The sequence below is a fragment of the Sphingobium sp. ba1 genome (assembly GCF_000743655.1).
Lineage (GTDB): Bacteria > Pseudomonadota > Alphaproteobacteria > Sphingomonadales > Sphingomonadaceae > Sphingobium.
This window is the reverse complement of sequence record NZ_JPPQ01000069.1, coordinates 3,085,202-3,108,099: the sequence shown is the minus strand read 5'-3', so window position 1 is coordinate 3,108,099 and position 22,898 is coordinate 3,085,202. Positions and strand designations below refer to the sequence as shown.

Sequence of the window (22,898 nt, the reverse complement as noted above, 5' to 3'; positions counted from 1 at the left end):
CGCCCGCCATGATGTCCAAGCGGCTCGCGCGGCTGGAGGAGCGGCTGGGCACGCGCCTCGTTCACCGCACCACGCGGCGGCTGGCGCTGACCCCGGCGGGCGAGCGGCTCCATGCCGATCTGCGCGGCATATTGGCGGCGCTGGACGAAGCCGAGCGGCGCGTGTCGGGCACCTCGGCGATCGTCGCGGGACCGCTGCGCATCACCGCGCCCACATCCTTTGGCCGCATGCATCTCGCCCCCTGGCTGCCGCGCTTCATGGACGCCCATCCCCGTGTCGATCTCGCCATCAACTTGTCGGACGATTTCGCCGACCTGATCGACACGCGCGTCGACCTTGCCATTCGCATCACCGCCGATCCGGGACCGGGCCTGGCCGCGCGGCGGCTGGCGACCAATCGCCGCATCCTGTGCGCTGCGCCCGCCTATCTCGACAGCTATGGCACCCCCGCCACCCTCGCCGACCTCAAATCCCACCGCCTGCTCGCCGCCGATGGCCAGATGCCTTGGCGCCTTGTCGGCCCGAAAGGCCCGGTGACGGTCGAGGGCCGCAGCCATGTCCGCACCAACAGCAGCGAGGTCGTGCGCGAACTGGCGCTCGCGGGCGGCGGCATCGCCCTGCGCTCGCTCTGGGATATCAGCGACGCGCTGGCGCGCGGCGATGTTCGGCAGATCGTGCCGGACCATGAAGGGTCGGCGGATGTCGGCCTGTTCGCGGTGCAACTGCCACAGCATAATCCGCCCGCCGCCATCACCGCCTTTGTCGATTTTCTTGTCGGACTATATGCGCCAACGCCCCCCTGGGCGCGTTCCACCATTGCCCTTGCGGAACGCAGCCCGTAAGGCCCATCGCATGGACGATAATACCCGCCGCGCCGCCCTCGACTATCACCGCTTTCCCCAGCCGGGGAAGCTGCGGATCGAGCCGACCAAACGCATGGTCAACCAGCGCGATCTCGCGCTGGCCTATTCGCCCGGCGTCGCCGCCCCCTGCATGGAGATCGCCGCCGATCCCGACAAGGCTCTCGATTATACCGCGCGCGGCAATCTGGTCGCGGTCATCTCCAACGGCACCGCCGTCCTTGGCCTCGGCGCGATCGGCGCGCTGGCGTCCAAGCCGGTGATGGAAGGCAAGGCGGTCCTCTTCAAGAAATTCGCCGATATCGACGTGTTCGACATCGAACTCGACACCACTGACCCTGAAAAATTCATCGAAGCCGTCGCCCTGATGGAGCCGACCTTCGGCGGCATCAACCTTGAGGATATCAAGGCGCCCGAATGTTTCGCGATCGAGGCGCGGCTGAAGGAACGGATGAATATTCCGGTCTTTCATGACGATCAGCATGGCACCGCCATCGTCGTCGCCGCCGCCGTGCGCAACGCGCTGGTGATTCAGGGCAAGACGCTGGCCGATGCCAAGCTGGTAACGTCGGGCGCAGGCGCGGCCGCACTCGCCTGCGTCGACCTGCTCGTGTCGATGGGCCTGCCGGTCGACAATGTCACCATGACCGACAAGGATGGCGTCATCCATTCGGGCCGCGAAGGCATGTTGCCCAATATGGCGCGCTATGCCCGCGTCACCAATGCGCGCACCCTGCCCGACGTGCTGCCGGGCGCCAATCTGTTCCTGGGGTTATCCGCCCCCGGCGTCCTGAAGCCCGAATGGTTGCCATTGATGGCCCCCAACCCGCTGATCTTCGCGCTCGCCAACCCGGAACCCGAAATCCGCCCCGAAGCCGCGCGCGAAGTGCGCCCCGATGCGATCATCGCCACCGGCCGTTCAGACTATCCCAACCAGGTCAACAACGTCCTTTGCTTCCCCTATATCTTCCGGGGCGCGCTGGATGTCGGCGCGACGCAGATCAACGAAGCGATGAAGGTCGCCGCCGCCGATGCGATCGCCAGCCTCGCCCGCATGCCCGCGCATGACAGCGTGGCGCAGGCCTATGGCGGGCGCAGGCTGGTATTCGGCCCCGACTATATCATCCCCACCCCCTTCGACCCGCGCCTGATCGGCGAGATTGCGGTGGCCGTGGCGCGTGCGGCGATGGACAGCGGCGTCGCCCGCCGCCCGATCGACCTGGACGACTATCGCCGTCGCCTGACGCGGCAGAACACTCGGTCGGGTCAGCTGATGCTGCCGGTGTTCGAGGCTGCACGTGGCGGCGCACGCCGCATCGTCTATGGCGAGGGCGAGGATGAGCGCGTGCTGCGCGCCATTCAGGACGCGCTGGACGAAGGCATCGTCCGCCCGACCATCGTCGCGCGCCGCCGCATCCTGAACAAGAAGCTGCCCGACCTTGGCCTGCGTTTCGAACTCGGCCGCGATGTCGAGGTGATCGACCCCGAAACCGATCATGAGATCATGGCGCAACTGGTCGAGGGCTATCGCGCCGTCGCCTCGCGCCGGGGCGTGCCCGCCGCCGAAGTGCTGCGCCATGTCTATCGCCGCCCCAGCGTCACCGCCGCTATGCTGCTGCGCTTGGGCCATGTCGACGCCGCGCTGATCGGCGGCAATTCGGAATATTGGGGCCAGGTCGAACATGCGCTGCGCATCATCGACCGGGTACCGGGTCGCAACCGCGTCTATGCGCTGTCGGGGCTGATCCTCGACGCGGGCGCGCTGTTCATCACCGACACCCATATGGTGCCCAATCCGACGCCCGAACAGGTTGCGGAAATGACCTTGCTGGCGGCGACCGAGCTGGAGCATTTCGGCCTGGTCCCGCGCGTCGCCCTGCTGTCGCACTCCAATTTCGGTGCCTCGCACAGCGACAGCGCGCGCAAGATGCGCGCTGCGCTCAAACTGGTGCGGCAGGCCGCGCCCGACCTCGCGGTCGATGGCGAAATGCATGCCGACGCGGCCTTGAGCCAGGCGCTGCGCGAGAAGCTGATCCCCGATTCGCGCTTCGAAGGGCCGGCCAATCTGCTGGTCATGCCCAATCTCGATGCGGCGAACATCACGCTCACAGCACTCTCCGCCTCGTCCAGTTCGCCGACCGTTGGCCCGATGCTGATGGGCCTGACCAAGCCCATTCATGTCCTGACCCCCGGCGTCACCTCGCGCGGCATCCTCAACCTCACCGCCATCGCAGCGGCGGAAGTCGCGCGCGAAGGCTGAACTTAACCTTTTGCCGCTATGACGGACTGAAGTGATCCTCCCCTGGCAGGGGAGGTGGCTGGCGAAGCCAGACGGAGGGGTGTCCCCCTCTCGATAGCGCGCGCCCCTCCCCCTAAAAAAGGGAGGATCTTATATGAGGATGATATGGCAGGTCTGCTCAAAGCATTGGCGAAAAGCGCTGGTCCCAAGCTGGCGATCGGCGCAGGGCTGGCGGGCGTCGCCCTGCTTGTGTCCGGCTGGATCGACCGCCCCGCAGCGGAAGAACCCGCGCCGCCCGCGCCCATAGCAAAGGCACCACCTGCCCCCGCCCCTGCCCCGGCAAAACCCGCCGAACGGCGCAGCGATCAGCCGATGACGATCGATCCGCGCGCGCTGACGGTCAAGCGCGTCCTCAAGATCGACGGCCCGTTCCGCCATGGCGACTATGCCTGGGACGAAAGCGGCGCGCCGACATCCGGCCCCGTCATCATCACCGTCGACCTGCGCGCGCAGACGCTATCTGTGTTCCGCGCAGGCTATGAAATCGGCGCGGCCGTCATCCTCTATGGCGCGACCGACAAGCCCAGCCCCCTGGGCGCCTTCCCGATCACGCAGAAGGACGCCGACCATTATTCCAACCTCTACGACAATGCGCCGATGCCCTATATGCTGCGCCTGACCAGCGACGGCGTGGCCATCCATGGCAGCGACGTCCAATGGGGCAAGGCAACCCATGGCTGCATCGGCGTCCCCGTCGCCTTCGCGCAAAAATTGTTCGGCGTGACCAAATTGGGTGATGTCGTGGTCATCACCAACGGCAAGCGGCTCGACGTCAGCAAGGCGCAGGTCGGGACGTAACGCACCGCGACATTATCCTGCGACGATGGCGTGTGTTGCGTAACACGCCGCAGCACTTGCAATAAACTCAAGCGCGGCCGCCCTTGACCAGCGCTGTCAGCGGGACCATCTGCCGCGCTTCCGCTATTTTGCATTGCAGCATGGAGCAAAGCCATGGGCACCCGCCCCCACCAGGCGCAACCCGCGCTCGTTCTTTTCGCGCTCGCCGTCGGCGCATTCGCGATCGGGACCACTGAATTTGCGGCGATGAGCCTGCTGCCCTTCTTCGCGCGCGACCTTGGCATCGACGTGCCGACCGCTGGCCATGCGATCAGCGCCTATGCTTTGGGCGTGGTGGCAGGCGCACCGGTGATCGCCGCCTTTGGCGCGCGCCTGCCGCGCCGTCATTTGTTGATCGGCCTGATGGCCTTGTTCGCGATCGGCAATGGCTTGTCGGCGCTGTCGCCCAGCTATGGCTGGATGCTTGTCTTCCGCTTCCTGAGCGGCGTGCCGCATGGGGCCTATTTCGGCGTCGCCGCGCTGGTGGCCGCCAAGCTGGTGCCGATCGAAAAGCGGGCGCAGGCGATTGCGCGGGTGATGTCGGGCCTGACCATCGCCACGGTGCTGGGTGTCCCCGTCGCCAACTGGATGGGGCAGGCGCTGGGCTGGCGCTCAGGCTTCTTCGTGGTCACCGCGCTTGCCATCGCGACGATGACGCTGGTGGCGCTCTACGCCCCGCGCGATGCGGGGGACCCCAAGGCGAGCGCCGCGCGGGAACTGACCGCGCTCGCCAAGCCACAGGTCTGGCTGACGCTGCTGACCGGCGCAATCGGTTTTGGCGGGCTGTTCGCGGTCTATACCTATGTCGCCTCGACCATGATCGAGGTGACCGGGGTATCCGAAGTCTGGGTGCCGCTGATCCTGATGATCTTTGGCGTCGGCATGACGATCGGCAACCTTGTCGCCGCATGGATGGCCGACCGGGCGCTCAACCGCACCGTCATCCTCGTGCTGTTGTGGAGCGCGGGCGCGCTGGCGCTGTTCCCCCTGATGGCGGGCAATATCTGGACGCTCAGCCTCATCATCTTCCTGATCGGCGCGGGCGGCGGGCTTGGCACGCCGTTGCAGGCGCGGTTGATGGACGTGTCGGGCGATGCGCAGACGCTCGCGGCGGCACTGCACCATAGCGCCTTCAACGTCGCCAATGCGCTTGGCCCGTGGCTCGGCGGCATGGCGATCGCGGCGGGCTATGGCCTAACCTCGACCGGCTGGATCGGTGCCGCGCTGGCGCTGGGCGGCCTCGTCGTCTTCCTCCTGTCGATCGCTTTGCAACAGCGGACCACGCGGATGATCGCGGTTCCGGCCGAATAAGCCGCTTTGCCGCAGCGCTTGTCCCAGATCAGGCTCCCCGATAAGGCAGGGGCATGAGCGATCAGGCAAGAGAAGAGGCGCTGGCCCAGGCCGCATTGGTGGCGCTGCGCGGCGGTAACGCGGCCAAGGCGCGCGCGACACTGGCGCAGATGGCCGCGCCGCCGCCGATGCTGCTGGCGCAGGTCTGCAATCGGCTCGGCGATCGGGATGGCGAGGTGGAGGCCCTGCGCGCGATCCTGGCGGGCGATCCGCGCAACCTGCCCGCTTTGCTCGCCATGGGTCATAATGCGCAGGCGCGCGGTGACGATCGTGGCGCGATCAGCTGGCGGCGCACCGCGCTGGCGCAGGCGGCCGCCCATGGCGCGCCGCCGCAACTGCAACCGCTGCTGCAACAGGCGCAGGGCTCCATCGCGCAATCGAGCCAGCAGTTCGAGGATCATCTGACCGCCGCGATCCGCGACTTGCCACCGCTGCCCCGCATCGCGCTCGCCACCGACCTGCTGCTCGGCAAGCGCGAGATATATCTGCAGCAGCCCAGTATGTTCTATTTCCCCGGCCTGCCCCAGCGCGCCTTTTACGAGCGCAGCGATTTCGACTGGGTCGCGCCAATGGAGGCGATGACCGACGCGATCGTCGCCGAACTGGCGGCGGTGCGCGCGGGCGCGCCGGACTTCGCGCCCTATGTCCAGACATCGAAGGAGCGCCCGGCCCCCAACAACAAGTTGCGCGACGATCCCAGTTGGGGCGCCTATTATTTCTGGCAGAGCGGCGCGCCGGTGGCGGACCATGCGACGCGCTGCCCAGCCGTCATGGCCGCGCTCGACCATGCGCCGATGCCGGTGATCGAAGGGCGATCGCCGACGGCGCTCTGGTCGCTGCTCAAGCCCGGCACCCATATCGCACCCCATCATGGCCTGCTCAACACGCGGCTCATCTGCCACCTGCCACTGCTGACGCCCCCCGATTGCGCGCTGCGCGTCGGCGCGGAAACGCGGCCCTGGCACCGGGGCGAGATGCTGATCTTCGACGACAGTATCGAACATGAGGCCTGGAACCGCAGCGCCGACACCCGCGTCATCCTGTTGTTCGAAGTGTGGCGGCCGGAGATCGTGGCAGAGGAACGCGCGGCGCTGACCCTGTTGTTCCAAGCGATCGACCAATATGGCCCGGCGCAGATCGACACCGGCGGATAAGCGCAGCCTCTTGCAGTGGCGCGCGTCCGCTGTATGAGCAGCGGCAGGGCAAGAGGATGACCGGGGCGTAACGCTTGACGGACACGCCATGACTCCCACGCACGCCTTCCCAGCCGCCCGCCCGCACAATCTCGCCGAAGATGGCTATGCCATTGCGCTTGGCTGCGCCTTCATCGCCATGGGGCTGATGCTGCTGAAACAGGCCAATCTGGTGACGGGCGGCATGGCGGGCATTGCGCTGCTGCTGTCCTATCTGATCCACTGGTCGCCAGCGACGCTGTTCCTGCTGATCAACATCCCCTTCTTCCTGTTCGCCGGGCGGGCGATGGGCGCGGCCTTCGGCCTGAAAACGCTGTTCGCCAATATCGCGATCATGGGGCTGGGCACGATGATGCCGCTGGCGCTGGAACTGGCACGGGTCAGCCCGCTCTTTGCCGCGCTGTTCGGCGGATCGATCATCGGTTTCGGGATCCTCGCCATCGCGCGCCATGGCGCGGGCGTCGGCGGGCTGGGCGTCATCGCGCTCACGCTGCAAAAGACGCGGGGATGGAATGCGGGCCGCACCCAGATGATCGGTGACGCCATCATCCTGGCGGCATCGCTACCGCTGCTAAGCGCCGATCGCTTCGCGCTGTCGGTCCTGTCGGCGGCGGCGATCAATGCCGTGCTGATCGTCAACCACCGGCCGGGACGCTATATCGGCCATTGATCCGGCGCGTTCAGCTTTTGCAGAGCGGGTCGCCGCCTGTCCCCTGCGCACGCAAAGCCGTGCCCGCATCACCCGCGATCCGGGGGAAGCTGACCCCTTCCAACGTGGCGCGCCCATCGCATAGCCGCGCACAGGCGAGATCCACGACACCCGGCAGCGCAACCTGATCGCCATCATATTGGGCGACGATGATGCAGCGATCGCCGCCAGCAAAGCGCAGGATCAGCTTGTCGCCCGCACGCCGTGCGGTCCCCTGCCCCCGGCAGGCGAGTTGCTCGCCGAAATTGGCTTCCAGGCCGAAGCGCAGCGCCCCCTTGGCACCGGGAACCACGCACAACGCATCGCGCCCCGCCTCATGGCGGCGCTGAAATAGCCCGACCGGCGAAATCTTGGCCGCATCGGTAATGACGCCACTTTCGATCGCGGCGCGCTCCAGCCCCGACGCAGGCAGGCCACCACCCGTCTCGGCCGCCATGTCGTTGGAAACGGCGGCAGGCTGGCACGCCGCCAGCATCAGGCAGGATAGGGCAAGGCCAGGTCGCCGCATCGACGCCCTAATCGACTGCGCTCAGGCCATCGGGGCCGACCCGGCGGAAGAAACAGGAGCGCGCGCCAGTGTGGCAGGTCGGCCCGGCAGGCACCGCCTTCACCCAAACCGCATCCTGATCGCAATCGATGCGAATGTCGCGCACCGCCAGCATGTTGCCCGACGTCTCGCCCTTCTTCCACAGCGCGTGTCGGCTGCGCGACCAGAAATGCGCGAGGCCCGTCTCGACCGTCAGCGCCAGCGCCCGCGCATTCATATGCGCGACCATCAGCACGTCGCCGCTGTCCACATCGGTCACCACCGCCGTGATCAGGCCATGATCGTCATATTTGGGATTGAGGGTCAGCCCCTTGTCGCGCGCATCGGTCATGCCGGGCGCTATAGGGCGCAATCGCGATGCTGCGAAGCCCCTTCCCGCCTGACCGGCAAATATGCGCGGCATCAGGGCGGAAGGAAGAAAATGGGGCGATCGAGGGGTCTTGAACCCCCGACCTCCGGTACCACAAACCGGCGCTCTAACCAACTGAGCTACGATCGCCATGGGGCCAGAAGGCCCGCGAGATGTGGGCACATATGCGGCTCATCCCGCCCCGTCAAGCAGGCAAATGCCGCGATCGGCGCTTTCCGCCGCTTACAGCCCCGCCGCGCGCAACTGCGCGCGCAATTTGCGCAGGGTAGCTTCGGGCACGGAGGGGCGCGCCGGTGCCGCCTTGCCCTTGCGCAGCCGGGCGCGATCCTTTTCGGGCGGATCGACCAGCCGCACCCGCACCGGCACATGCCCCTGCGCCCGCACGCCCAATTGCTCGGCCGCGCCGCGCGACAGGTCGATCACCCGCCCGCGCCCGGAAAAAGGCCCGCGATCATTGACCCGCACGACGATGGTGCGTCCGGTGTCCAGCGCCGTCACCTCGATGTAGCTCGGCAGCGGCAGGCTGGTATGCGCGGCGGTCACCCAGCCGGGACGGAAGCGTTCGCCATTGGCGGTGCGATTGCCCGGTTCCGATCCATACCAGCTGGCATAGCCCAGCATGTCATAACCCGGATCAGCCGCAGGCGTGTAGGTGACGCCACGCACCACATAGGGCGGGCCGATCTTGACCGGCACATCCCGCACCGGCCGGTATTGACCGCCACCACAGGCCGACAGCAGCAGCGCCATCGCGCCCGCGCCGCACAGCGCGGCAAATCGTCTCATCCTCATGCCGCTTCCCTAACCCGCCTGGCCCAAAAGCAGAAGGGTGAGTGCTGATCCAGCACCCACCCTATTGTCTTGCGCCCATGCGTGCGGCTCAGTTCCCGTTATCACGCACTCTCGATTTTTTCAGGCCGCGACGCCTTTACGGTCGTGCGACGCGGGCATCTGCCTCTTGTGCCGATGCCCGGACCGTCAGTTGACCGAATCCTTGAGGCCCTTGCCGGCCTTGAACTTGGGTTGGGTCGATGCCTTGATGGTCATCGTTTCGCCGGTGCGCGGGTTGCGGCCGGTCGATGCCTTGCGCTGGGTGACGGAGAAAGTGCCAAAGCCGACCAGGCGCACTTCGTCGCCCTTCTTGAGCGCGCCGGTGATGGCATCGAACACGCCTTCCACAGCCTTGGTCGCGTCATTCTTGGTAAGGCCGCTGCTCTCGGCAACCGCGCTGATCAGATCCTGCTTGTTCATGCCTTGGGAACCCCCTGATGCTGTTGGTTAGTTTAGGAATCGCGGCGTAAAGGCGGCAATAAGGCGCAGCTTTCGGTGGCTGTCAAAGAGAAAGCGACGAAGTTCCCGGATCACATGCAATTTCGCAATGCAGCATGAAAATGCCGGAAACCCGTCGCTTTTGCCCTATCGGCCCGTCGATCAATGCCGCAGCGTAGCGTCCCCGTCGCGCCCCTGGCCATTGCTCGGCTGCGCGGCCAGATCATCCTCTTCGGTCCAGGCGATCGCTTCGGGCACCGACATCAAGGCGCGCGCCAGCACTTCGTCCACATGGCTGACGGGCACGATTTCCAGCCCGTCACGGATATTGGCCGGAATTTCCGTTAGGTCTTTCTCATTTTCCTGCGGGATCAACACCGTCTTGATGCCACCGCGCAATGCCGCCAGCAGCTTTTCCTTCAAGCCGCCGATCGGCAGGACGCGACCGCGCAAGGTCACCTCGCCGGTCATCGCGACATCCTTATGCACCGGGATGCCGGTCAGCGTTGACACGATGCAGGTCACCATGCCGATGCCCGCCGAAGGCCCATCCTTGGGCACTGCGCCTTCGGGCAGATGGATGTGGATGTCCTTGCGGTTGAAGATGCTGGGCTTGATGCCATAGCCGGGCGAGCGCGCCTTCACATAAGAGAAGGCCGCCTGGATCGATTCGGTCATCACGTCGCCGAGCTTGCCGGTCGTCTTGATCATGCCCTTGCCGGGCACGGTGACCGCCTCGATCGTCAGCAGTTCGCCGCCGACCTCAGTCCATGCCAAGCCCGTGACCGCGCCGATCTGATGCTCTTCCTCGCCCACGCCATGGCGGAATTTACGCACCCCGGCATAGTCGGCGAGCGTGTCCGGCGTGATGACGACCTTCTCATAGACGCCTTCGAGAATCTTGCGCAGCGCCTTGCGCGCCAGACGTGCGACTTCGCGCTCCAGCGTGCGGACGCCAGCCTCGCGGGTATAGTAACGGATGAGGTCGCGAACGGCCGCCTCGGTCACCTCAAACTCGCCTTCCTTGAGGCCATGGGCGTCGATTTGCTTGGCGATCAGATGTCGCTGCGCGATCTCGACCTTCTCGTCCTCGGTATAGCCTTCCAGCCGGATGATCTCCATCCGGTCAAGCAAGGCCTGCGGCAAATTCAAGGAGTTAGCGGTCGTCACGAACATGATGTCCGAAAGATCGACGTCGATCTCCAGATAATGGTCCTGGAACTTGCTATTCTGTTCGGGGTCCAACACTTCGAGCAGTGCCGACGCCGGATCGCCTCGGAAATCCTGGCCCAGCTTGTCGATCTCGTCGAGCAGGAACAGCGGGTTCATCGTCCCCGCCTTCTTCAGGTTCGTCACGATCTTGCCCGGCAGCGAGCCGATATAGGTGCGGCGGTGACCGCGAATTTCCGCCTCGTCGCGCACGCCGCCCAGCGACTGGCGCACGAATTCGCGCCCGGTCGCCTTGGCGATCGAACGGCCAAGCGAGGTCTTGCCCACGCCCGGCGGGCCGACGAGGCACAGGATCGGGCCTTTGAGCTTATTGGTGCGCGCCTGGACGGCGAGATATTCGATGATCCGGTCCTTGACCTTGTCGAGCGCGAAATGATCCTCATCGAGGACATCCTGCGCGCGCTTGAGGTCATTCTTGACCTTGCCCTTCTTGCCCCAGGGCAAGCCCAACAGCACGTCGAGATAGTTGCGCACCACGGTCGCTTCGGCCGACATGGGCTGCATGCCCTTGAGCTTCTTCAACTCGGCGGTGGCTTTCGCCCGCGCTTCCTTGCTCAGCTTGGTCTTGGCGATCTTCTCGGCCAGTTCGGCCAGTTCATCGCCCTCTTCGCCCTCGCCATTGCCCAGCTCGCGCTGGATCGCCTTTAGCTGCTCGTTGAGATAATATTCGCGCTGGGTCTTTTCCATCTGGCGCTTCACGCGGCCACGGATCTTCTTTTCGACCTGCAAGACGCCCAGTTCGCCTTCCATGAAGGCGAACACCATCTCCAACCGCTTGACCGGATCGGCCTCGACCAGCAGCGATTGCTTGTCGGATACCTTGACGTTGATGTTGGCGGACACGGCATCGGCCAACCGCCCGGCATCCTCGATCTCGCGCAACTGCACCGGGGTTTCGGCGGGCAGCTTCTTGTTGAGCTTGGCGTAATTCTCGAACTGCTCGGCGACCGAACGCATCAGCGCGGCAGCTTCCGGGCCTTCGGCAGCAACATCCTCGATCGCTTCGACATCGGCGACCAGATGCGTGCCCGTCTCCGCCATCGTCGTCAGCCGCGCGCGATGCTTGCCCTCGACCAGCACGCGCACCGTGCCGTCAGGCAGCTTGAGCAATTGCAATACCACCGCGACGACGCCCGTATCATAGAGCGAATCCTGGCCTGGATCATCTTCGGCCGGGTCGAGCTGCGACACCAGGAAGATTTCCTTATTGCCCTCCATCGCCGCTTCCAGCGCGGAAACGCTCTTGTCGCGACCGACGAAGAGCGGGACGATCATCTGCGGAAACACGACGATGTCACGCAGCGGCAGCAGGGGATATTGCACAGTCATTCACACTCCGGGCCAAATAGGGCCTGTCCTACGGTTCATCGCCTTTATGGGGATGCCTATCGCGTCAATCAATCAGGGGATGTCATAATGCGGTCACGATGAACCCAGGGTTATTATAGGGCTCTTCGCGCACATCCGCGCTCAGAACGGCAGTTTGAAGCCGGGGGGCAAGGGCAGGCCAGCGGTCATCTTGCCCATTTCGGCATTGCTGACCTCGTCCGCCTTCTTGCGCGCGTCGTTGAACGCGGCGGTCACCAGGTCTTCGAGCATCTGCTTTTCCGACGGTGCCAGCAGGCTGTCGTCGATCGATACGCCCAGGATGCGGCCCTTGGCCGACGCCTTCACCTTGACGAGACCGCCGCCCGCCGCGCCTTCGACCTCCAGCTTGTCGAGATTGTCCTGCGCGCGCTGCAATTCTTCCTGCACACGGCTCGCCATGCCCAGGATTTCGTTCAGATCCTTCATTGTCCTACACTCCATTGTTCGAGCCGGTCGTCCAGCTCCGCATCGGGAAAGGCCGCCATCGCCGCCTTCACCACCGGGGTTTCGAGAATAGTGGCGCGGGCATTGGCCTGCGCGGCCTGCTCCTGCGCTAACAAGGTCGGCTGCGCCTCGCCATCGCTCTGCGCCACGCGCCAGGCAACACCCGTCACCTCCTTGAGCGCTGGCACGATCCGCGCGGCGAAATCCGCCGATAGCGAGGGTGCCCCCCGATAATCCAGTTCGGGCGGCGCATAGCGCACCAGCGCGACGCTATCATGCAGTTCCTGCGCCAACTGCCCCTTGCCGCGCTGCCAGAAGGCTTCGATCAGATCGGGGAAAGTCGCCGGCAATTGCGCGGCAGGGCCAGCGCCCGTCGTCGCAGCCACCGCGCCCGGCGCTGCCGCAGCAACAGGCCCGCCCTCGCGCAGCATCCGCGCAATCTCGCCCGGATCGGGCATGGTCGCGGCATGCATCACCCGCAGCAGCGCCATTTCACAGCTTTCGATCGGCAGGATGGCGCTCGCCACCTCGTCATGCCCCTTGACCAGCAATTGCCACAGCCGATGCAAGGGCGCGAAGCCGATCTGCGCGGCCCAGTCCGCGAGCGCGTCGCGTTCCTCGGCGGATTGGCCGGGGCTTGCGATATCGCGCCCCGCCTTCACCAACGTCACCGCATGGACCAGTTCCATCAGCCCGCGCATCAGCGCCAGCGGCTCGACGCCCAGCGCATATTGGTCGCGCACGGCGGCCAGCAACGCGGCGGTATCACCCTCCAGCAACAGCCCCAGCAGGCGACGCACGGCGCCGCGATCCGACAGGCCCAGCATGTCGCGCACTTGCGCCGCCGTGACGACCGGCTCGCCCTCGCCCATTTCCGCATGGGCGATCGCCTGGTCGAGGATGGAGAGGCCATCGCGCGCCGACCCTTCGGCGGCCTGCGCGATCAGCGACAGCGCATCCGGCTCCGCCGCGACCTTTTCGGCCTCCACCACATGGGCAAAATGGCTGGCCAGCAGGTCTGCCGGAATACGCCGCAGGTCGAACCGCTGGCAGCGCGACAGAACCGTAACCGGCACCTTGTTCACTTCGGTCGTCGCGAACAGGAATTTCACATGGGCGGGCGGCTCCTCCAGCGTCTTCAACAGCGCGTTGAAGGCGTTTTTGGACAGCATATGGACTTCGTCGATGATGTAGATCTTGTAGCGCGCAGAGACGGCGGCATAGCGCACCGCCTCGATAATCTCGCGCACGTCATCGACGCCGGTATGGCTGGCGGCGTCCATCTCGACCACGTCGATATGCCGCCCCTCGGCGATCGCGGTGCAGGGTTCGCAGACGCCGCACGGGTCGATCGTCGGCCCGCCCTGCCCGTCCGCACCAATGCAGTTCAGCGCCTTGGCGATCAGCCGCGCGGTCGATGTCTTGCCGACCCCGCGCACGCCCGTCATCAAAAAGGCATGGGCCAGCCGCCCGCGCCGGATCGCATTGCCCAGCGTCTGGACCATCGCATCCTGCCCGATCAGCTCATGAAAGCTGCGCGGTCGATATTTGCGCGCGAGGACGCGGTAGGGCTGCTGGGAATCGGACATCGGTCTGGTCTAGCCGTTCGGGCCGCCATTGTCGAAGCGGGATGATGGCTGGAAGGTGGGAGCCGGAACGACCCGTGACGAAATCACTGTGGCTGCTTCCGTCAGGACCTGACCCGGTTCGCGACGATCACGTCCGCCCGACTCCCGCGGCGCATATGGCGAAAGGGTGATGGGATAGCAAGAGGCAACCAAAGCCGTTCGCTTCGAGCGAAGTCGAGAAGCGGCGAGCGTCACGCGGGCGTGTCTCGACTTCGCTCGACACGAGCGGAACGGGAGAACGTTCCTATTCCAGCCCGCTCTTTTGCGCCTGCCCGACAAATTCCAACGCAGCCCGCGCCGTTTCCGCAATCGCCGCCTCGGCCTTCTTGGCATCGACCGTCGGCCGATCGAGATAGATCGCCAATATATATTCATCGCCCGCCGGCGATTTGACCAGCGCCACATCATTATAGGCCGTGCCGCAGCTGCCGGTCTTGCTGCCCGACGTCCAGCCTTCGGGCAGGCCTGCCTTGATCCGCTTGTCGCCCGTGCTGCTGGCGTTGAGCCAGCCGCGCAGCCGCTCGGCGCTCTCGCCCTGCATGTCGCGGAACAACAGCCGTCCCATCAGCCCCGCCATCGCGGCGGGCGTGGTCGTGTCGCGCGGATCGCCCTCGGTATTCTCGTTCAAGTCCGGCTCGTTGCGGTCCAGCCGGGTCACGCTGTCGCCATGGGCGCGCATGAAGGCTGTCAGCCCCTGCGGCCCGCCCAGCATCGGCAACAGCAGGTTCGCCGCACTATTGTCGCTCACCTCGACCGCCGCCTGCGCCAGTTCGGCCATGCTCATCCGGCCGCGCTTGCGGTTCGCCTTCACGACCGGCGCATAATCGAGAATATCGTCCTTGCTGAAGGATATCTCCCCCTCCAGCCCGAACTTGCCGCCTTCCGCGCCGATCAGCACCGCCGCCGCCAATGGCGCCTTGAAGGTCGAGCACATCGCGAACGGCTCGTCGCGGTTGAAGCCCAGCAGCAGCGCGCCCTGCTTATCCACCAGCGCAACGCCCAGCCGCCCGCCGGTTTCCTGCTCGATCTCCTTGGGATTGCGCACCTGAGCCAGCGCCGATTGCGGCACCAGATAGCGCGGCGCAGGCGGCAGCAGCGAATCAAGCTGACCGGTCGGCACCGGCTCCTTGGTCTTTTTCTGCTTCTCGGCAGCGCTGGACGGCGCGGCGATCAGCAGCAGCAGGGCGAACGCGGACAGGCGTTTCATCGACTTCACATACCCTGCATATTATAGGATTCGGGCGGAATGCGCACCGTCAACTGGTCCAGCCCATCGGCGAGGATGATCTGGCACGACAGGCGGCTGGTGCGCGTGGCGGACGCGGCGAGGTCGAGCATATCCTCCTCATCCTCGCTGGCACGGCCCAGGCGCGGAAAATCGGTGGCTTCGACGATGACATGGCAGGTGGAACAGGCCATCTGTCCCTCGCACGTGCCTTCGAGCGGCTGGCCCGCCGCCTGTGCGATGTCGAGCAGCACCGATCCCGCCGGGGCATCGACCTCCTGTCGCCGTTCCCCGTCAGCGCTGATGAAGGTAACCCTGGTCATGATGGTGCGACGCTCCCTTTTTTACAGCGCCGCTTGTGCGGCTGCCGCCTTGTTCAATGCCTCCGCAGCGCTCTCCAGTTCGGCCGGTGTCGTGTAGCGGCCAAAGCCGATCCGCACCGATCCACGCGCCTGTGCGTCTGTCAGGCCCAGTGCGCGCAGCACATGGCTAGGCCTGCCGGACCCGCTTGCGCAAGCGCTGCCGAGCGAAAAAGCGATATTGCGGCAATCCGACAACAATCGCGCGCCATCGATTCCGGCGCGGCGCAGGTTGAGATTGCCCGGATAGCGCGCCGTCATGCTGCCATTGATCGTCCAGTCGGCGAACAGCGTGCGGGCAAGGGCAGACAGCGATTCGACATGGTCGCGGTCGGCCTCCGCCCGTTCGCGCATCAATCGCGCGGCAACCCCGAATCCGGCGCACAGCGCAGGCGACAGCGTGCCGGAGCGCAATCCACCCTCCTGCCCGCCGCCATGGATGAGCGGCGCGGGACTGACCCCGTCACGCAGCCACAAAGCCCCTACCCCCTTTGGCCCATGGATCTTGTGCGCGCTGATCGCGACCATGTCGCAGGTGTCGGGGATCGGCACCCGGCCATAGCCCTGCACCGCGTCGCACAGCAGCAGCGCGCCCGCCTGATGCGCCAACTGCGCCAGCGCTGCGACAGGCTGGATCACGCCGATCTCATTATTGACCAGCATCACCGCCACCAGCGCGACGCCAGGCCGGATCGCCTGCGCGGCCGCATCCAGGTCCACGACACCATCCGCGCCGACCGGCAGCACCGTCACCGTCCGCCCCGCGCGTGCCAAGACCTCCACCGTATCCAGCACCGCCGCATGTTCGGTCGCGATCGTCACGATATGGCCTTTGGGCGCGCCCTGAATGGCGATGTTGAGCGCCTCCGTCGCGCCCGACGTGAAGAGCAGCCGCCCGCCGGATGGCAACAGCGCGCCGACCGCGTCGCGCGCCACCTCGACCTGCGCCGCCGCCATCCGCCCCAGCCGATGCGCGCTGTGCGGATTGGCGAACTGGTCGCGCAGCAACGGCACCATCGCGTCGAACGCTTGCGGAGCCAGCGGCGTCGTCGCCTGATAATCGAGATAGATCATCGTCGCGCCCGCGCGGCCATCGCCGTCCAGGCGGCCAGGAAGCGATCGACATCGCCCTCGTGCGTCTGCGGCCCGAAGCTCACCCGCACCACCTCGCTCGCCACCGCCTCGTCCCAGCCCATGGCGTGCAGCACATGGCTGGTCTTGAGCGAACCGGACGAACAGGCACTACCCGCCGACACCGAAATGCCCGCCATATCGAACTGAATGAGTTGCGCGCGCGCCGATAGGCCCGGCATCCGGTAGCTGGCGATCGCCGCGATACGCGGCGCATCGCGCGCGACGATCACCCCGCCTGCCGCCACGATCCCCGCATCGAGCCGTGCGCGCAGGGCGGCGGCACCCGGCAACCAGTCCGCCCGCGCCTCCAGCGCCGCCGCCATCGCCAGGATCGCAGGCAGATTCTCGGTCCCCGCGCGATAGCCCTGCTCCTGCCCGCCGCTCGCCTCAATGAGCGCCAGATCGCGGATCAGCAGCGCGCCAATACCCGGCGGACCCCCAAATTTATGCCCACTGATCGCGATCATGTCGGCATCGGGCAGCGGGAGCTTGCCCGCGCTCTGCGCGCAATCCGCGAAGAGGATCGCGCCGGAACGATCAAGCTCACCCAACGGCTGGATCACGCCAGTCTCGTTATTCACATGCTGGATGGCGAACAATATATTGTGATCCGTTCGCCTTGAGCTTGTCGAAGGGCTTTCCTTTTCCTCAGGCCAGAAAGGGGCTTCGACAGGCTCAGCCCGAACGGGTGTTCTAACTATGCCATCCCCATCCACCGCCAGCCGCTCGGCCCCCTTCGTCACCCGCAGCACCGCGTCATGCTCCACCGCAGACGTCACGACCCGCCGCGCCTTCGTCCGGCCCAGCCCGATCGCGATCGCCTCGCTCGCCCCGGACGTGAAAATCACATGGCCCTGCCAGCCCAGCGCCGCCGCGATCCGGGCGCGGGCATCCTCCAGCGCGGCGCGCGCGGCGCGGCCGTCGGCATGGGGGCTGGACGGGTTGGCCCAATGGCCCATGGCGGCGACCATCGCCGCCTGCGCCTGGGCCAGCATCGGTGTCGTCGCGGCATGATCGAGATAGAGACGGTCGGCGGCCAAGGGGGCTACTCATTGATTGCGGAAATGGCGGCGGCTTCTATATAGGCGGTCTGCCGCGCTGCGCCAGCACATCCCTTGGCGCGCCCGTCGCGACTCCATTTGCCGCCCTGCCCATCCGGGCCGAGTGGCCCAGAACGATAACAGGTGCCATGCCAGACGTAATCTTTACCGGACCCGAAGGCCGTCTCGAAGGCCGTTTCAGCCCCCCGCCCCGCCCGCGTGCGCCGGTCGCCATGATCCTGCACCCGCATCCGCAGGGCGGCGGCACCATGAACGACCGCATCACCCAGGCGCTCTACAAGACCTTCGTGAAGCGTGGCTTTGCCGTGCTGCGCTTCAACTTCCGGGGCGTCGGCCGCAGCCAGGGGACGTTCGACAACGGCATCGGCGAATTGTCCGATGCCGCCGCCGCGCTCGACTGGGTCCAGAGCTTCCATCCCGAAGCGCAGACCACCTGGATTGCGGGCTTCTCCTTCGGCGCCTGGATCGGCATGCAATTGCTGATGCGCCGCCCGGAAATCCGTGGCTTCATCTCGGTCGCGCCGCCTGCCAACATGTACGACTTCTCCTTCCTCGCCCCCTGCCCCTCGTCGGGCATCATCGTGCAGGGCACGTCCGATGAAGTCGTGACCGCCAGCGCCGTCCAGAAACTGGTCGACAAGCTGCGCACGCAAAAGGGCATCACCATCCATCATGACGAAATCCGGGGTGCCAACCACTTCTTCGAACATGAACTCGACCAGCTGATGAAGTCGGTCGACAATTATCTCGACATGCGCCTGTCCCCGGACTCGCCGATCCGTTGAGGGGCAACGCCCGCGAAACAGAAAAAGGGGCTGCCGCAAGGTGGCCCCTTTTTCTTTGGGCAAAGGCAAAGCCAGACTTTCAACGGGCCTGATTATTCGGCGTGGCATCCTTCGCTTCCGCCCGTTAGCGCAGCGATCATGTCCGACACGCCCGAACCCAAGCCCCGCATGGTCTGGAGCCGCTATTATAGCAGCTTCATACCCGCCCCGCCCGGTCCCGGCTTGCTCGACCGGATCAAGGCCGCCAGCGGCGCGATCGGCGGGATCGCGATCACCGGGCTGCTATGCGGCTTGATGCTCGGCAATGGCCTAGCCCATCCGCTGCTGGTGGCCCCCATGGGTGCCTCGGCGGTGCTGCTGTTCGCCGTGCCCGCCAGTCCGCTGGCGCAACCCTGGCCGGTGCTGGGCGGCAACATCATCTCCGCGCTGGTCGGCATCGCCATCGCCCACATCATCCCCAACCCGACCATGGCCGCGGCCGTAGCGGTCGGCGGGGCGATCGCGATCATGTCGCTGCTGCGCTGCCTCCACCCGCCCGGCGGCGCTGTCGCGCTGTCTGCCGTGCTGGCCGGAAGCGACACCGGCTATCTGTTCGCCCTGACGCCTGTGGGCGCGAACACGCTGCTGCTCTTGATCGTCGCGATGCTGTTCCACCGCATGGTCGGCCAAAACTATCCCCATGTACCGCCCAGGGCACCGTCGCCCCACGCCACCACCGATCCCGCTCCCCTGCTGCGCGCCGCCCCCAGCGCGCAGGATATCGCCGACGCGCTCCATGGCTTTGGCGCAAGGCTGGACGTGGACGAGGCGGACCTGCGCCCCTTGCTGGCCGATGCCCAGTTGCGCGCGGCCGAACGCACGCATGGCGCGACGCGGTGCGATGAGATCATGGCGCGCGACGTGCTGCATATCGCCGCCAGTCAGACGGTGACAGAGGCCCGCACGCTGATGCAGGCGCGCCATCTCCTGTCGCTGCCGGTGCTGGACGATGCTGGCCGGGTGCAGGGGATGATCAATGCCCGCGACCTGTTGCAGGACGGCGTACTTGTCGCCGACGTCGCCCACCGGCCGCTCTTCGTCCATGCCGATACGCCGGTCGCGCGCCTGATAGGTCCGTTCAGCAGCGGTGTGCGCCATGCTGCGGTGGTGGTCGACACCGATCATCGCCTGCTGGGACTGGTGACGCAGACCGATCTGCTGGCGACGCTGGCGCTGCGGCTCAGCGCCGTTCCAGCCCCGGCAAGTCCGGCCCCGGTATCGCCGTGATCGCGACATTGCCGAACATCACCAGCCCCGCGATGATCATCAGCGCGCCGCGCTTGCGGTCGCGCAAGCGGAACATCACATATAGCCCGCCGCCGGTCAGCAGCAGCCCGGCCAGCATAAGGATGGAGAGGATCGTGCCTGTCATGCCTCTGCCCATAAGGGCGGCGGACCAAGGTGGCAATCTACCGCTTCTGCCCCTAAGAGGCGCGGGAACGAATCACCCCATCGGTGAAGGGACGCACCGCAGATGAAGATCGCCATCGCATCCGACCATGCCGCCATCGAATTGAAGGCGGAACTGGCGCAATGGCTGCGCGACGAAGGGCATGAGGTAAACGACCTTGGCCCGGCGACCGCCGACCGCGTCGATTATCCCGATTATGGTTACAAACTCGCGACAGCGGTGGCATCCGGCGCGGCGGATCGCGGCATTGCGCTCTGCGGGTCGGGCATCGGCATTTCGATCGCGGTCAATCGCAACCCGGCCTGCCGCTGCGCGCTGGTCGGCGAGCCGCTGTCGGCGGCGCTCTCGCGCGAACATAATGACGCCAATGTGCTGGCCATGGGCGCGCGCCTGACTGGCGTGGACATGGCCAAGGCGTGCGTCATCGCCTTCCTTACCACTGAATTTGGCGGAGGCCGCCATGCCGGCCGCGTCGACAAACTATCCCAGCCCGCGCTCTGAAAGGATATTTCGATGAGCATCGACACCCTCAGCCCGGCCATCCGTCAGGACGGCTTTTTCAGCGAATCGCTTAGCAGCGCGGACCCCGAAATCTTCGGCGCGATCGAACATGAATTGAAGCGCCAGCAGGACAAGATCGAACTGATCGCGTCCGAAAATATCGCATCGAAAGCCGTGCTGGAGGCCGCAGGCTCGATCTTCACCAACAAATATGCCGAAGGCTATCCGGGCAAGCGCTATTATGGCGGCTGCGAATATGCCGACGTCGTCGAAACGCTGGCGATCGAACGGGCGAAAGAGCTGTTCGGCGCGAAATTCGCCAACGTCCAGCCCAATAGCGGCAGCCAGATGAACCAGGCCGTGTTCCTCGCCCTGCTCCAGCCGGGCGACACCTTCATGGGCCTTGACCTGTCGTCGGGCGGCCATCTGACCCATGGATCGCCGGTCAACATGTCGGGCAAGTGGTTCAACCCCATCGCCTATGGCGTGCGTGCTGACGATCATATGATCGACATGGACGAGGTCGCCCGCATCGCGCGCGAGAGCAAGCCCAAGCTCATCATCTGCGGCGGCACCGCCTATTCGCGCCACTGGGATTTCGAACGCTTCCGCGAAATCGCCGACGAAGTGGGTGCCTATCTGCTCGCCGACATGTCGCATTTCTCCGGCCTGGTCGCGGGCGGCGCGCATCCCTCGCCCGTCCCTCACGCCCATGTCACCACCACCACGACCCACAAGTCGCTGCGTGGTCCCCGTTCGGGCATCATCCTGTGCAATGACGAGGCACTGGCCAAGAAGTTCAACAGCGCCATCTTCCCCGGCCTGCAGGGTGGCCCGCTGATGCACATCATCGCCGCCAAGGCGGTAGCGTTCAAGGAAGCACTGACGCCTGAGTTCAAGGCCTACGCCCACCAGATCGTCGCCAATGCCAAGACGCTGGCCGCAACGCTGGCGGATGCTGGCCTGTCGATCGTGTCGGGCGGCACCGACAATCACCTGATGCTGGTCGATCTGCGCGCGAAGAACACCACCGGCAAGGCTGCGGAAAAGGCGCTCGACCGCGCCTACATCACCTGCAACAAGAATAATGTGCCGTTCGACACCGCCAGCCCGTTCGTGACGTCGGGCGTGCGCCTCGGCACCCCGGCCGGCACCACGCGCGGTTTCGGCGAAGCGGAATTCCGCGAGATCGGCGAGTTGATCGCGCAGGTCGTCGAAGGCCTCAAGCGCAATGGCGATGACGGCGACGGCCAGGTCGAAGCGCATGTGCGCGAGAAGGTGCTGGCGCTGACCGGGAGGTTTCCGATCTACTGAGGACAAAACAGGCCGTTCGTGTCGAGCGCAGTCGAGACAGGCTCGCACAGACGTTTCTCGACACGCTCGAAACGAACGGAGATTGATTAGATCATGCGCTGCCCCTTCTGTTCCCATGAAGACAGCCAGGTGAAGGACAGCCGGCCGACGGAAGATGGCGCCGCCATCCGCCGTCGCCGCCAGTGTGAAGCGTGCGCCGCGCGCTTCACCACCTTCGAGCGCATCCAGCTCCGCGACATCTGGGTGGTCAAGAGCGAGGGCCGCAAGGAAGCGTTCGAGCGCGACAAGCTGGCGCGGTCCATCGGCATCGCCTGCCGCAAGCGTCCCATCGATCCCAGCCGCATCGAGAAACTCATCTCCGGCATCCAGCGCCAACTCGAAACCAGCGGCGACACCGAAGTCCCCGCCCGCGCGATCGGTGAAATGGTGATGGAAGGCCTCAAACGCCTCGACAGCGTCGCCTATATCCGCTTCGCCAGCGTCTATAAGGACTTCACGGATGCGAAGGATTTCGAGGATTTCGCTGGAACGGTGAAGGAAGTGGGTGGGTGAACACGCTCCTGCCTCCGTTCGCCCCGAACACCACCCTCCGTTCGGTTCGAGCTTGTCGAGAACAACGCGCAACATGAGTTTCTGGATTTACATCCTCCGCTGCGCCGATGGCAGCTATTATACGGGCCACACCGACGATCTGGAACGGCGTATCGGCCAACATCAGTCCGGGGAAATTCCGGGCTACACGCATGATCGACGCCCGGTAGAACTGGTGTTCAGCGAAACCTTCACGGACCGGATCGACGCGCTGGAGCGCGAGCGCCAGGTGAAGGATTGGTCGCGCAAAAAGAAAGAAGCCTTGATTCGAGGGGATTGGGAAGCGGTTTCAGACGCTGCACGTTCTCGACCACGGGTCTCGACTACGCTCGACCCTGGCTCGAACCGAACGGCGTTAGAAGAGGCTCAGCCCC

24 protein-coding genes, 1 tRNA gene and 1 other RNA gene are annotated in these 22,898 nt (G+C 65.6%); 12 read left to right on the top strand and 14 right to left on the bottom strand.

The features are described from left to right. From IL54_RS18300 to IL54_RS18275, 6 genes are all read left to right on the top strand, one after another. Positions 1 to 842: LysR family transcriptional regulator (locus IL54_RS18300; RefSeq protein WP_037479246.1), on the top strand; the 842-nt coding region annotated here is incomplete at its 5' end. Between the two features lie 10 nt (positions 843 to 852). Beyond that, positions 853 to 3,120: an NADP-dependent malic enzyme gene (locus tag IL54_RS18295; RefSeq protein ID WP_037477539.1), complete on the top strand. Its 2,268-nt coding sequence runs from the start codon at positions 853 to 855 to the stop codon at positions 3,118 to 3,120. Positions 3,121 to 3,264: 144 nt separating this feature from the next. Further along, the gene (locus IL54_RS18290) at positions 3,265 to 3,957 is read left to right on the top strand and encodes a L,D-transpeptidase family protein (protein ID WP_037477537.1); all 693 of its coding nucleotides are present in this window, start codon (positions 3,265 to 3,267) and stop codon (positions 3,955 to 3,957) included. Between the two features lie 153 nt (positions 3,958 to 4,110). Next, positions 4,111 to 5,307 carry an MFS transporter gene (locus IL54_RS18285; RefSeq protein ID WP_037477535.1) on the top strand — a complete coding sequence of 399 codons (1,197 nt, stop codon included), beginning with the start codon at positions 4,111 to 4,113 and terminating at the stop codon, positions 5,305 to 5,307. 53 nt (positions 5,308 to 5,360) lie between these two features. After that, the gene (locus IL54_RS18280) at positions 5,361 to 6,500 is read left to right on the top strand and encodes an aspartyl/asparaginyl beta-hydroxylase domain-containing protein (RefSeq protein WP_037477533.1); all 1,140 of its coding nucleotides are present in this window, start codon (positions 5,361 to 5,363) and stop codon (positions 6,498 to 6,500) included. Between the two features lie 88 nt (positions 6,501 to 6,588). Further along, positions 6,589 to 7,209, top strand: a complete 621-nt coding sequence (locus IL54_RS18275) for a YitT family protein (RefSeq protein WP_037477531.1) — start codon at positions 6,589 to 6,591, stop codon at positions 7,207 to 7,209. Between the two features lie 10 nt (positions 7,210 to 7,219). Here IL54_RS18275 and IL54_RS18270 read toward each other — a convergent pair whose 3' ends face one another. From IL54_RS18270 to IL54_RS18215, 13 genes are all read right to left on the bottom strand, one after another. Continuing rightward, positions 7,220 to 7,756, bottom strand: coding sequence for a hypothetical protein (locus IL54_RS18270; RefSeq protein ID WP_037477529.1), 537 nt, complete (start codon positions 7,754 to 7,756; stop codon positions 7,220 to 7,222). Positions 7,757 to 7,763: 7 nt separating this feature from the next. Further along, entirely contained in the window at positions 7,764 to 8,126 is a 363-nt protein-coding gene (hisI, locus tag IL54_RS18265) for a phosphoribosyl-AMP cyclohydrolase (protein WP_037477527.1), read from the bottom strand. Between the two features lie 91 nt (positions 8,127 to 8,217). Further along, positions 8,218 to 8,294: transfer RNA gene (locus tag IL54_RS18260), tRNA-His, on the bottom strand. 93 nt (positions 8,295 to 8,387) lie between these two features. After that, positions 8,388 to 8,957 carry a septal ring lytic transglycosylase RlpA family protein gene (locus IL54_RS18255; protein ID WP_037477525.1) on the bottom strand — a complete coding sequence of 190 codons (570 nt, stop codon included), beginning with the start codon at positions 8,955 to 8,957 and terminating at the stop codon, positions 8,388 to 8,390. A gap of 186 nt (positions 8,958 to 9,143) precedes the next feature. Continuing rightward, positions 9,144 to 9,416, bottom strand: a complete 273-nt coding sequence (locus IL54_RS18250; RefSeq protein WP_037477523.1) for an HU family DNA-binding protein — start codon at positions 9,414 to 9,416, stop codon at positions 9,144 to 9,146. 180 nt (positions 9,417 to 9,596) lie between these two features. Then, entirely contained in the window at positions 9,597 to 11,993 is a 2,397-nt protein-coding gene (lon, locus tag IL54_RS18245; RefSeq protein ID WP_037477521.1) for an endopeptidase La, read from the bottom strand. 141 nt (positions 11,994 to 12,134) lie between these two features. Next, positions 12,135 to 12,458, bottom strand: coding sequence for a YbaB/EbfC family nucleoid-associated protein (locus IL54_RS18240; protein WP_037477519.1), 324 nt, complete (start codon positions 12,456 to 12,458; stop codon positions 12,135 to 12,137). After that, positions 12,455 to 14,065, bottom strand: a complete 1,611-nt coding sequence (locus tag IL54_RS18235) for a DNA polymerase III subunit gamma/tau (RefSeq protein WP_037477517.1) — start codon at positions 14,063 to 14,065, stop codon at positions 12,455 to 12,457. The genes IL54_RS18240 and IL54_RS18235 overlap by 4 nt, the downstream gene beginning before the upstream one ends. Positions 14,066 to 14,116: 51 nt before the next feature. Beyond that, positions 14,117 to 14,214, bottom strand: an RNA gene (ffs, locus tag IL54_RS23280) — signal recognition particle sRNA small type. Positions 14,215 to 14,348: 134 nt separating this feature from the next. Then, a complete protein-coding gene (gene blaSGM / locus IL54_RS18230) occupies positions 14,349 to 15,311 on the bottom strand; it encodes an SGM family class A beta-lactamase (protein ID WP_037479243.1) in 963 nt (320 codons plus the stop codon). Positions 15,312 to 15,316: 5 nt separating this feature from the next. Beyond that, positions 15,317 to 15,652, bottom strand: coding sequence for a 2Fe-2S iron-sulfur cluster-binding protein (locus IL54_RS18225; RefSeq protein ID WP_037477515.1), 336 nt, complete (start codon positions 15,650 to 15,652; stop codon positions 15,317 to 15,319). A gap of 21 nt (positions 15,653 to 15,673) precedes the next feature. Continuing rightward, a complete protein-coding gene (locus tag IL54_RS18220) occupies positions 15,674 to 16,762 on the bottom strand; it encodes a cysteine desulfurase family protein (protein ID WP_037477513.1) in 1,089 nt (362 codons plus the stop codon). Continuing rightward, positions 16,759 to 17,862 (bottom strand): cysteine desulfurase family protein, encoded by a 1,104-nt coding sequence (locus IL54_RS18215; RefSeq protein WP_037477511.1) that lies wholly within the window; start codon positions 17,860 to 17,862, stop codon positions 16,759 to 16,761. Before IL54_RS18215 ends, IL54_RS18220 begins: the two co-directional genes overlap by 4 nt. 149 nt (positions 17,863 to 18,011) lie before the next feature. Between IL54_RS18215 and IL54_RS18210 the strand changes: the two genes are divergently transcribed. Further along, positions 18,012 to 18,668 (top strand): alpha/beta hydrolase, encoded by a 657-nt coding sequence (locus tag IL54_RS18210; RefSeq protein ID WP_017184627.1) that lies wholly within the window; start codon positions 18,012 to 18,014, stop codon positions 18,666 to 18,668. A 138-nt stretch (positions 18,669 to 18,806) separates the two neighbouring features. Further along, positions 18,807 to 19,934: an HPP family protein gene (locus IL54_RS18205; protein WP_037477508.1), complete on the top strand. Its 1,128-nt coding sequence runs from the start codon at positions 18,807 to 18,809 to the stop codon at positions 19,932 to 19,934. Here the strand turns inward: IL54_RS18205 and IL54_RS18200 are convergent. Then, the gene (locus IL54_RS18200) at positions 19,888 to 20,079 is read right to left on the bottom strand and encodes a hypothetical protein (RefSeq protein ID WP_037477506.1); all 192 of its coding nucleotides are present in this window, start codon (positions 20,077 to 20,079) and stop codon (positions 19,888 to 19,890) included. The genes IL54_RS18205 and IL54_RS18200 overlap by 47 nt on opposite strands. A 102-nt stretch (positions 20,080 to 20,181) precedes the next feature. On the opposite strand from IL54_RS18200, the gene rpiB reads away from it, so the two are divergent. From rpiB to IL54_RS23275, 4 genes are all read left to right on the top strand, one after another. Continuing rightward, on the top strand, positions 20,182 to 20,619 hold the full coding sequence (rpiB, locus tag IL54_RS18195; protein ID WP_037477504.1) for a ribose 5-phosphate isomerase B: 438 nt from the start codon (positions 20,182 to 20,184) through the stop codon (positions 20,617 to 20,619). Positions 20,620 to 20,631: 12 nt separating this feature from the next. Then, positions 20,632 to 21,933: a serine hydroxymethyltransferase gene (gene glyA / locus IL54_RS18190; RefSeq protein ID WP_037477503.1), complete on the top strand. Its 1,302-nt coding sequence runs from the start codon at positions 20,632 to 20,634 to the stop codon at positions 21,931 to 21,933. 93 nt (positions 21,934 to 22,026) lie between these two features. Continuing rightward, complete coding sequence (gene nrdR, locus IL54_RS18185; protein ID WP_037477501.1) at positions 22,027 to 22,485, top strand: transcriptional regulator NrdR; 459 nt, start codon at positions 22,027 to 22,029, stop codon at positions 22,483 to 22,485. 73 nt (positions 22,486 to 22,558) lie between these two features. Further along, the coding region (locus IL54_RS23275) for a GIY-YIG nuclease family protein (protein WP_162182254.1) at positions 22,559 to 22,898 on the top strand (340 nt) is incomplete at its 3' end.

Coding starts and splice junctions, on each gene's coding strand:
- rpiB (WP_037477504.1), top strand. CDS start 20,182: ATGAAGATCGCCATCGCATCCGACCATGCCGCCATCGAATTGAAGGCG.
- IL54_RS18210 (WP_017184627.1), top strand. CDS start 18,012: ATGCCAGACGTAATCTTTACCGGACCCGAAGGCCGTCTCGAAGGCCGT.
- IL54_RS18255 (WP_037477525.1), bottom strand. CDS start 8,957: ATGAGGATGAGACGATTTGCCGCGCTGTGCGGCGCGGGCGCGATGGCG.
- glyA (WP_037477503.1), top strand. CDS start 20,632: ATGAGCATCGACACCCTCAGCCCGGCCATCCGTCAGGACGGCTTTTTC.
- IL54_RS18250 (WP_037477523.1), bottom strand. CDS start 9,416: ATGAACAAGCAGGATCTGATCAGCGCGGTTGCCGAGAGCAGCGGCCTT.
- IL54_RS18240 (WP_037477519.1), bottom strand. CDS start 12,458: ATGAAGGATCTGAACGAAATCCTGGGCATGGCGAGCCGTGTGCAGGAA.
- IL54_RS18225 (WP_037477515.1), bottom strand. CDS start 15,652: ATGACCAGGGTTACCTTCATCAGCGCTGACGGGGAACGGCGACAGGAG.
- IL54_RS18270 (WP_037477529.1), bottom strand. CDS start 7,756: ATGCGGCGACCTGGCCTTGCCCTATCCTGCCTGATGCTGGCGGCGTGC.
- IL54_RS18200 (WP_037477506.1), bottom strand. CDS start 20,079: ATGACAGGCACGATCCTCTCCATCCTTATGCTGGCCGGGCTGCTGCTG.
- nrdR (WP_037477501.1), top strand. CDS start 22,027: ATGCGCTGCCCCTTCTGTTCCCATGAAGACAGCCAGGTGAAGGACAGC.
- IL54_RS18205 (WP_037477508.1), top strand. CDS start 18,807: ATGTCCGACACGCCCGAACCCAAGCCCCGCATGGTCTGGAGCCGCTAT.
- hisI (WP_037477527.1), bottom strand. CDS start 8,126: ATGACCGATGCGCGCGACAAGGGGCTGACCCTCAATCCCAAATATGAC.
- IL54_RS18220 (WP_037477513.1), bottom strand. CDS start 16,762: ATGATCTATCTCGATTATCAGGCGACGACGCCGCTGGCTCCGCAAGCG.
- IL54_RS18275 (WP_037477531.1), top strand. CDS start 6,589: ATGACTCCCACGCACGCCTTCCCAGCCGCCCGCCCGCACAATCTCGCC.
- IL54_RS18295 (WP_037477539.1), top strand. CDS start 853: ATGGACGATAATACCCGCCGCGCCGCCCTCGACTATCACCGCTTTCCC.
- IL54_RS18280 (WP_037477533.1), top strand. CDS start 5,361: ATGAGCGATCAGGCAAGAGAAGAGGCGCTGGCCCAGGCCGCATTGGTG.
- IL54_RS18290 (WP_037477537.1), top strand. CDS start 3,265: ATGGCAGGTCTGCTCAAAGCATTGGCGAAAAGCGCTGGTCCCAAGCTG.
- IL54_RS18235 (WP_037477517.1), bottom strand. CDS start 14,065: ATGTCCGATTCCCAGCAGCCCTACCGCGTCCTCGCGCGCAAATATCGA.
- IL54_RS18285 (WP_037477535.1), top strand. CDS start 4,111: ATGGGCACCCGCCCCCACCAGGCGCAACCCGCGCTCGTTCTTTTCGCG.
- lon (WP_037477521.1), bottom strand. CDS start 11,993: ATGACTGTGCAATATCCCCTGCTGCCGCTGCGTGACATCGTCGTGTTT.
- blaSGM (WP_037479243.1), bottom strand. CDS start 15,311: ATGAAACGCCTGTCCGCGTTCGCCCTGCTGCTGCTGATCGCCGCGCCG.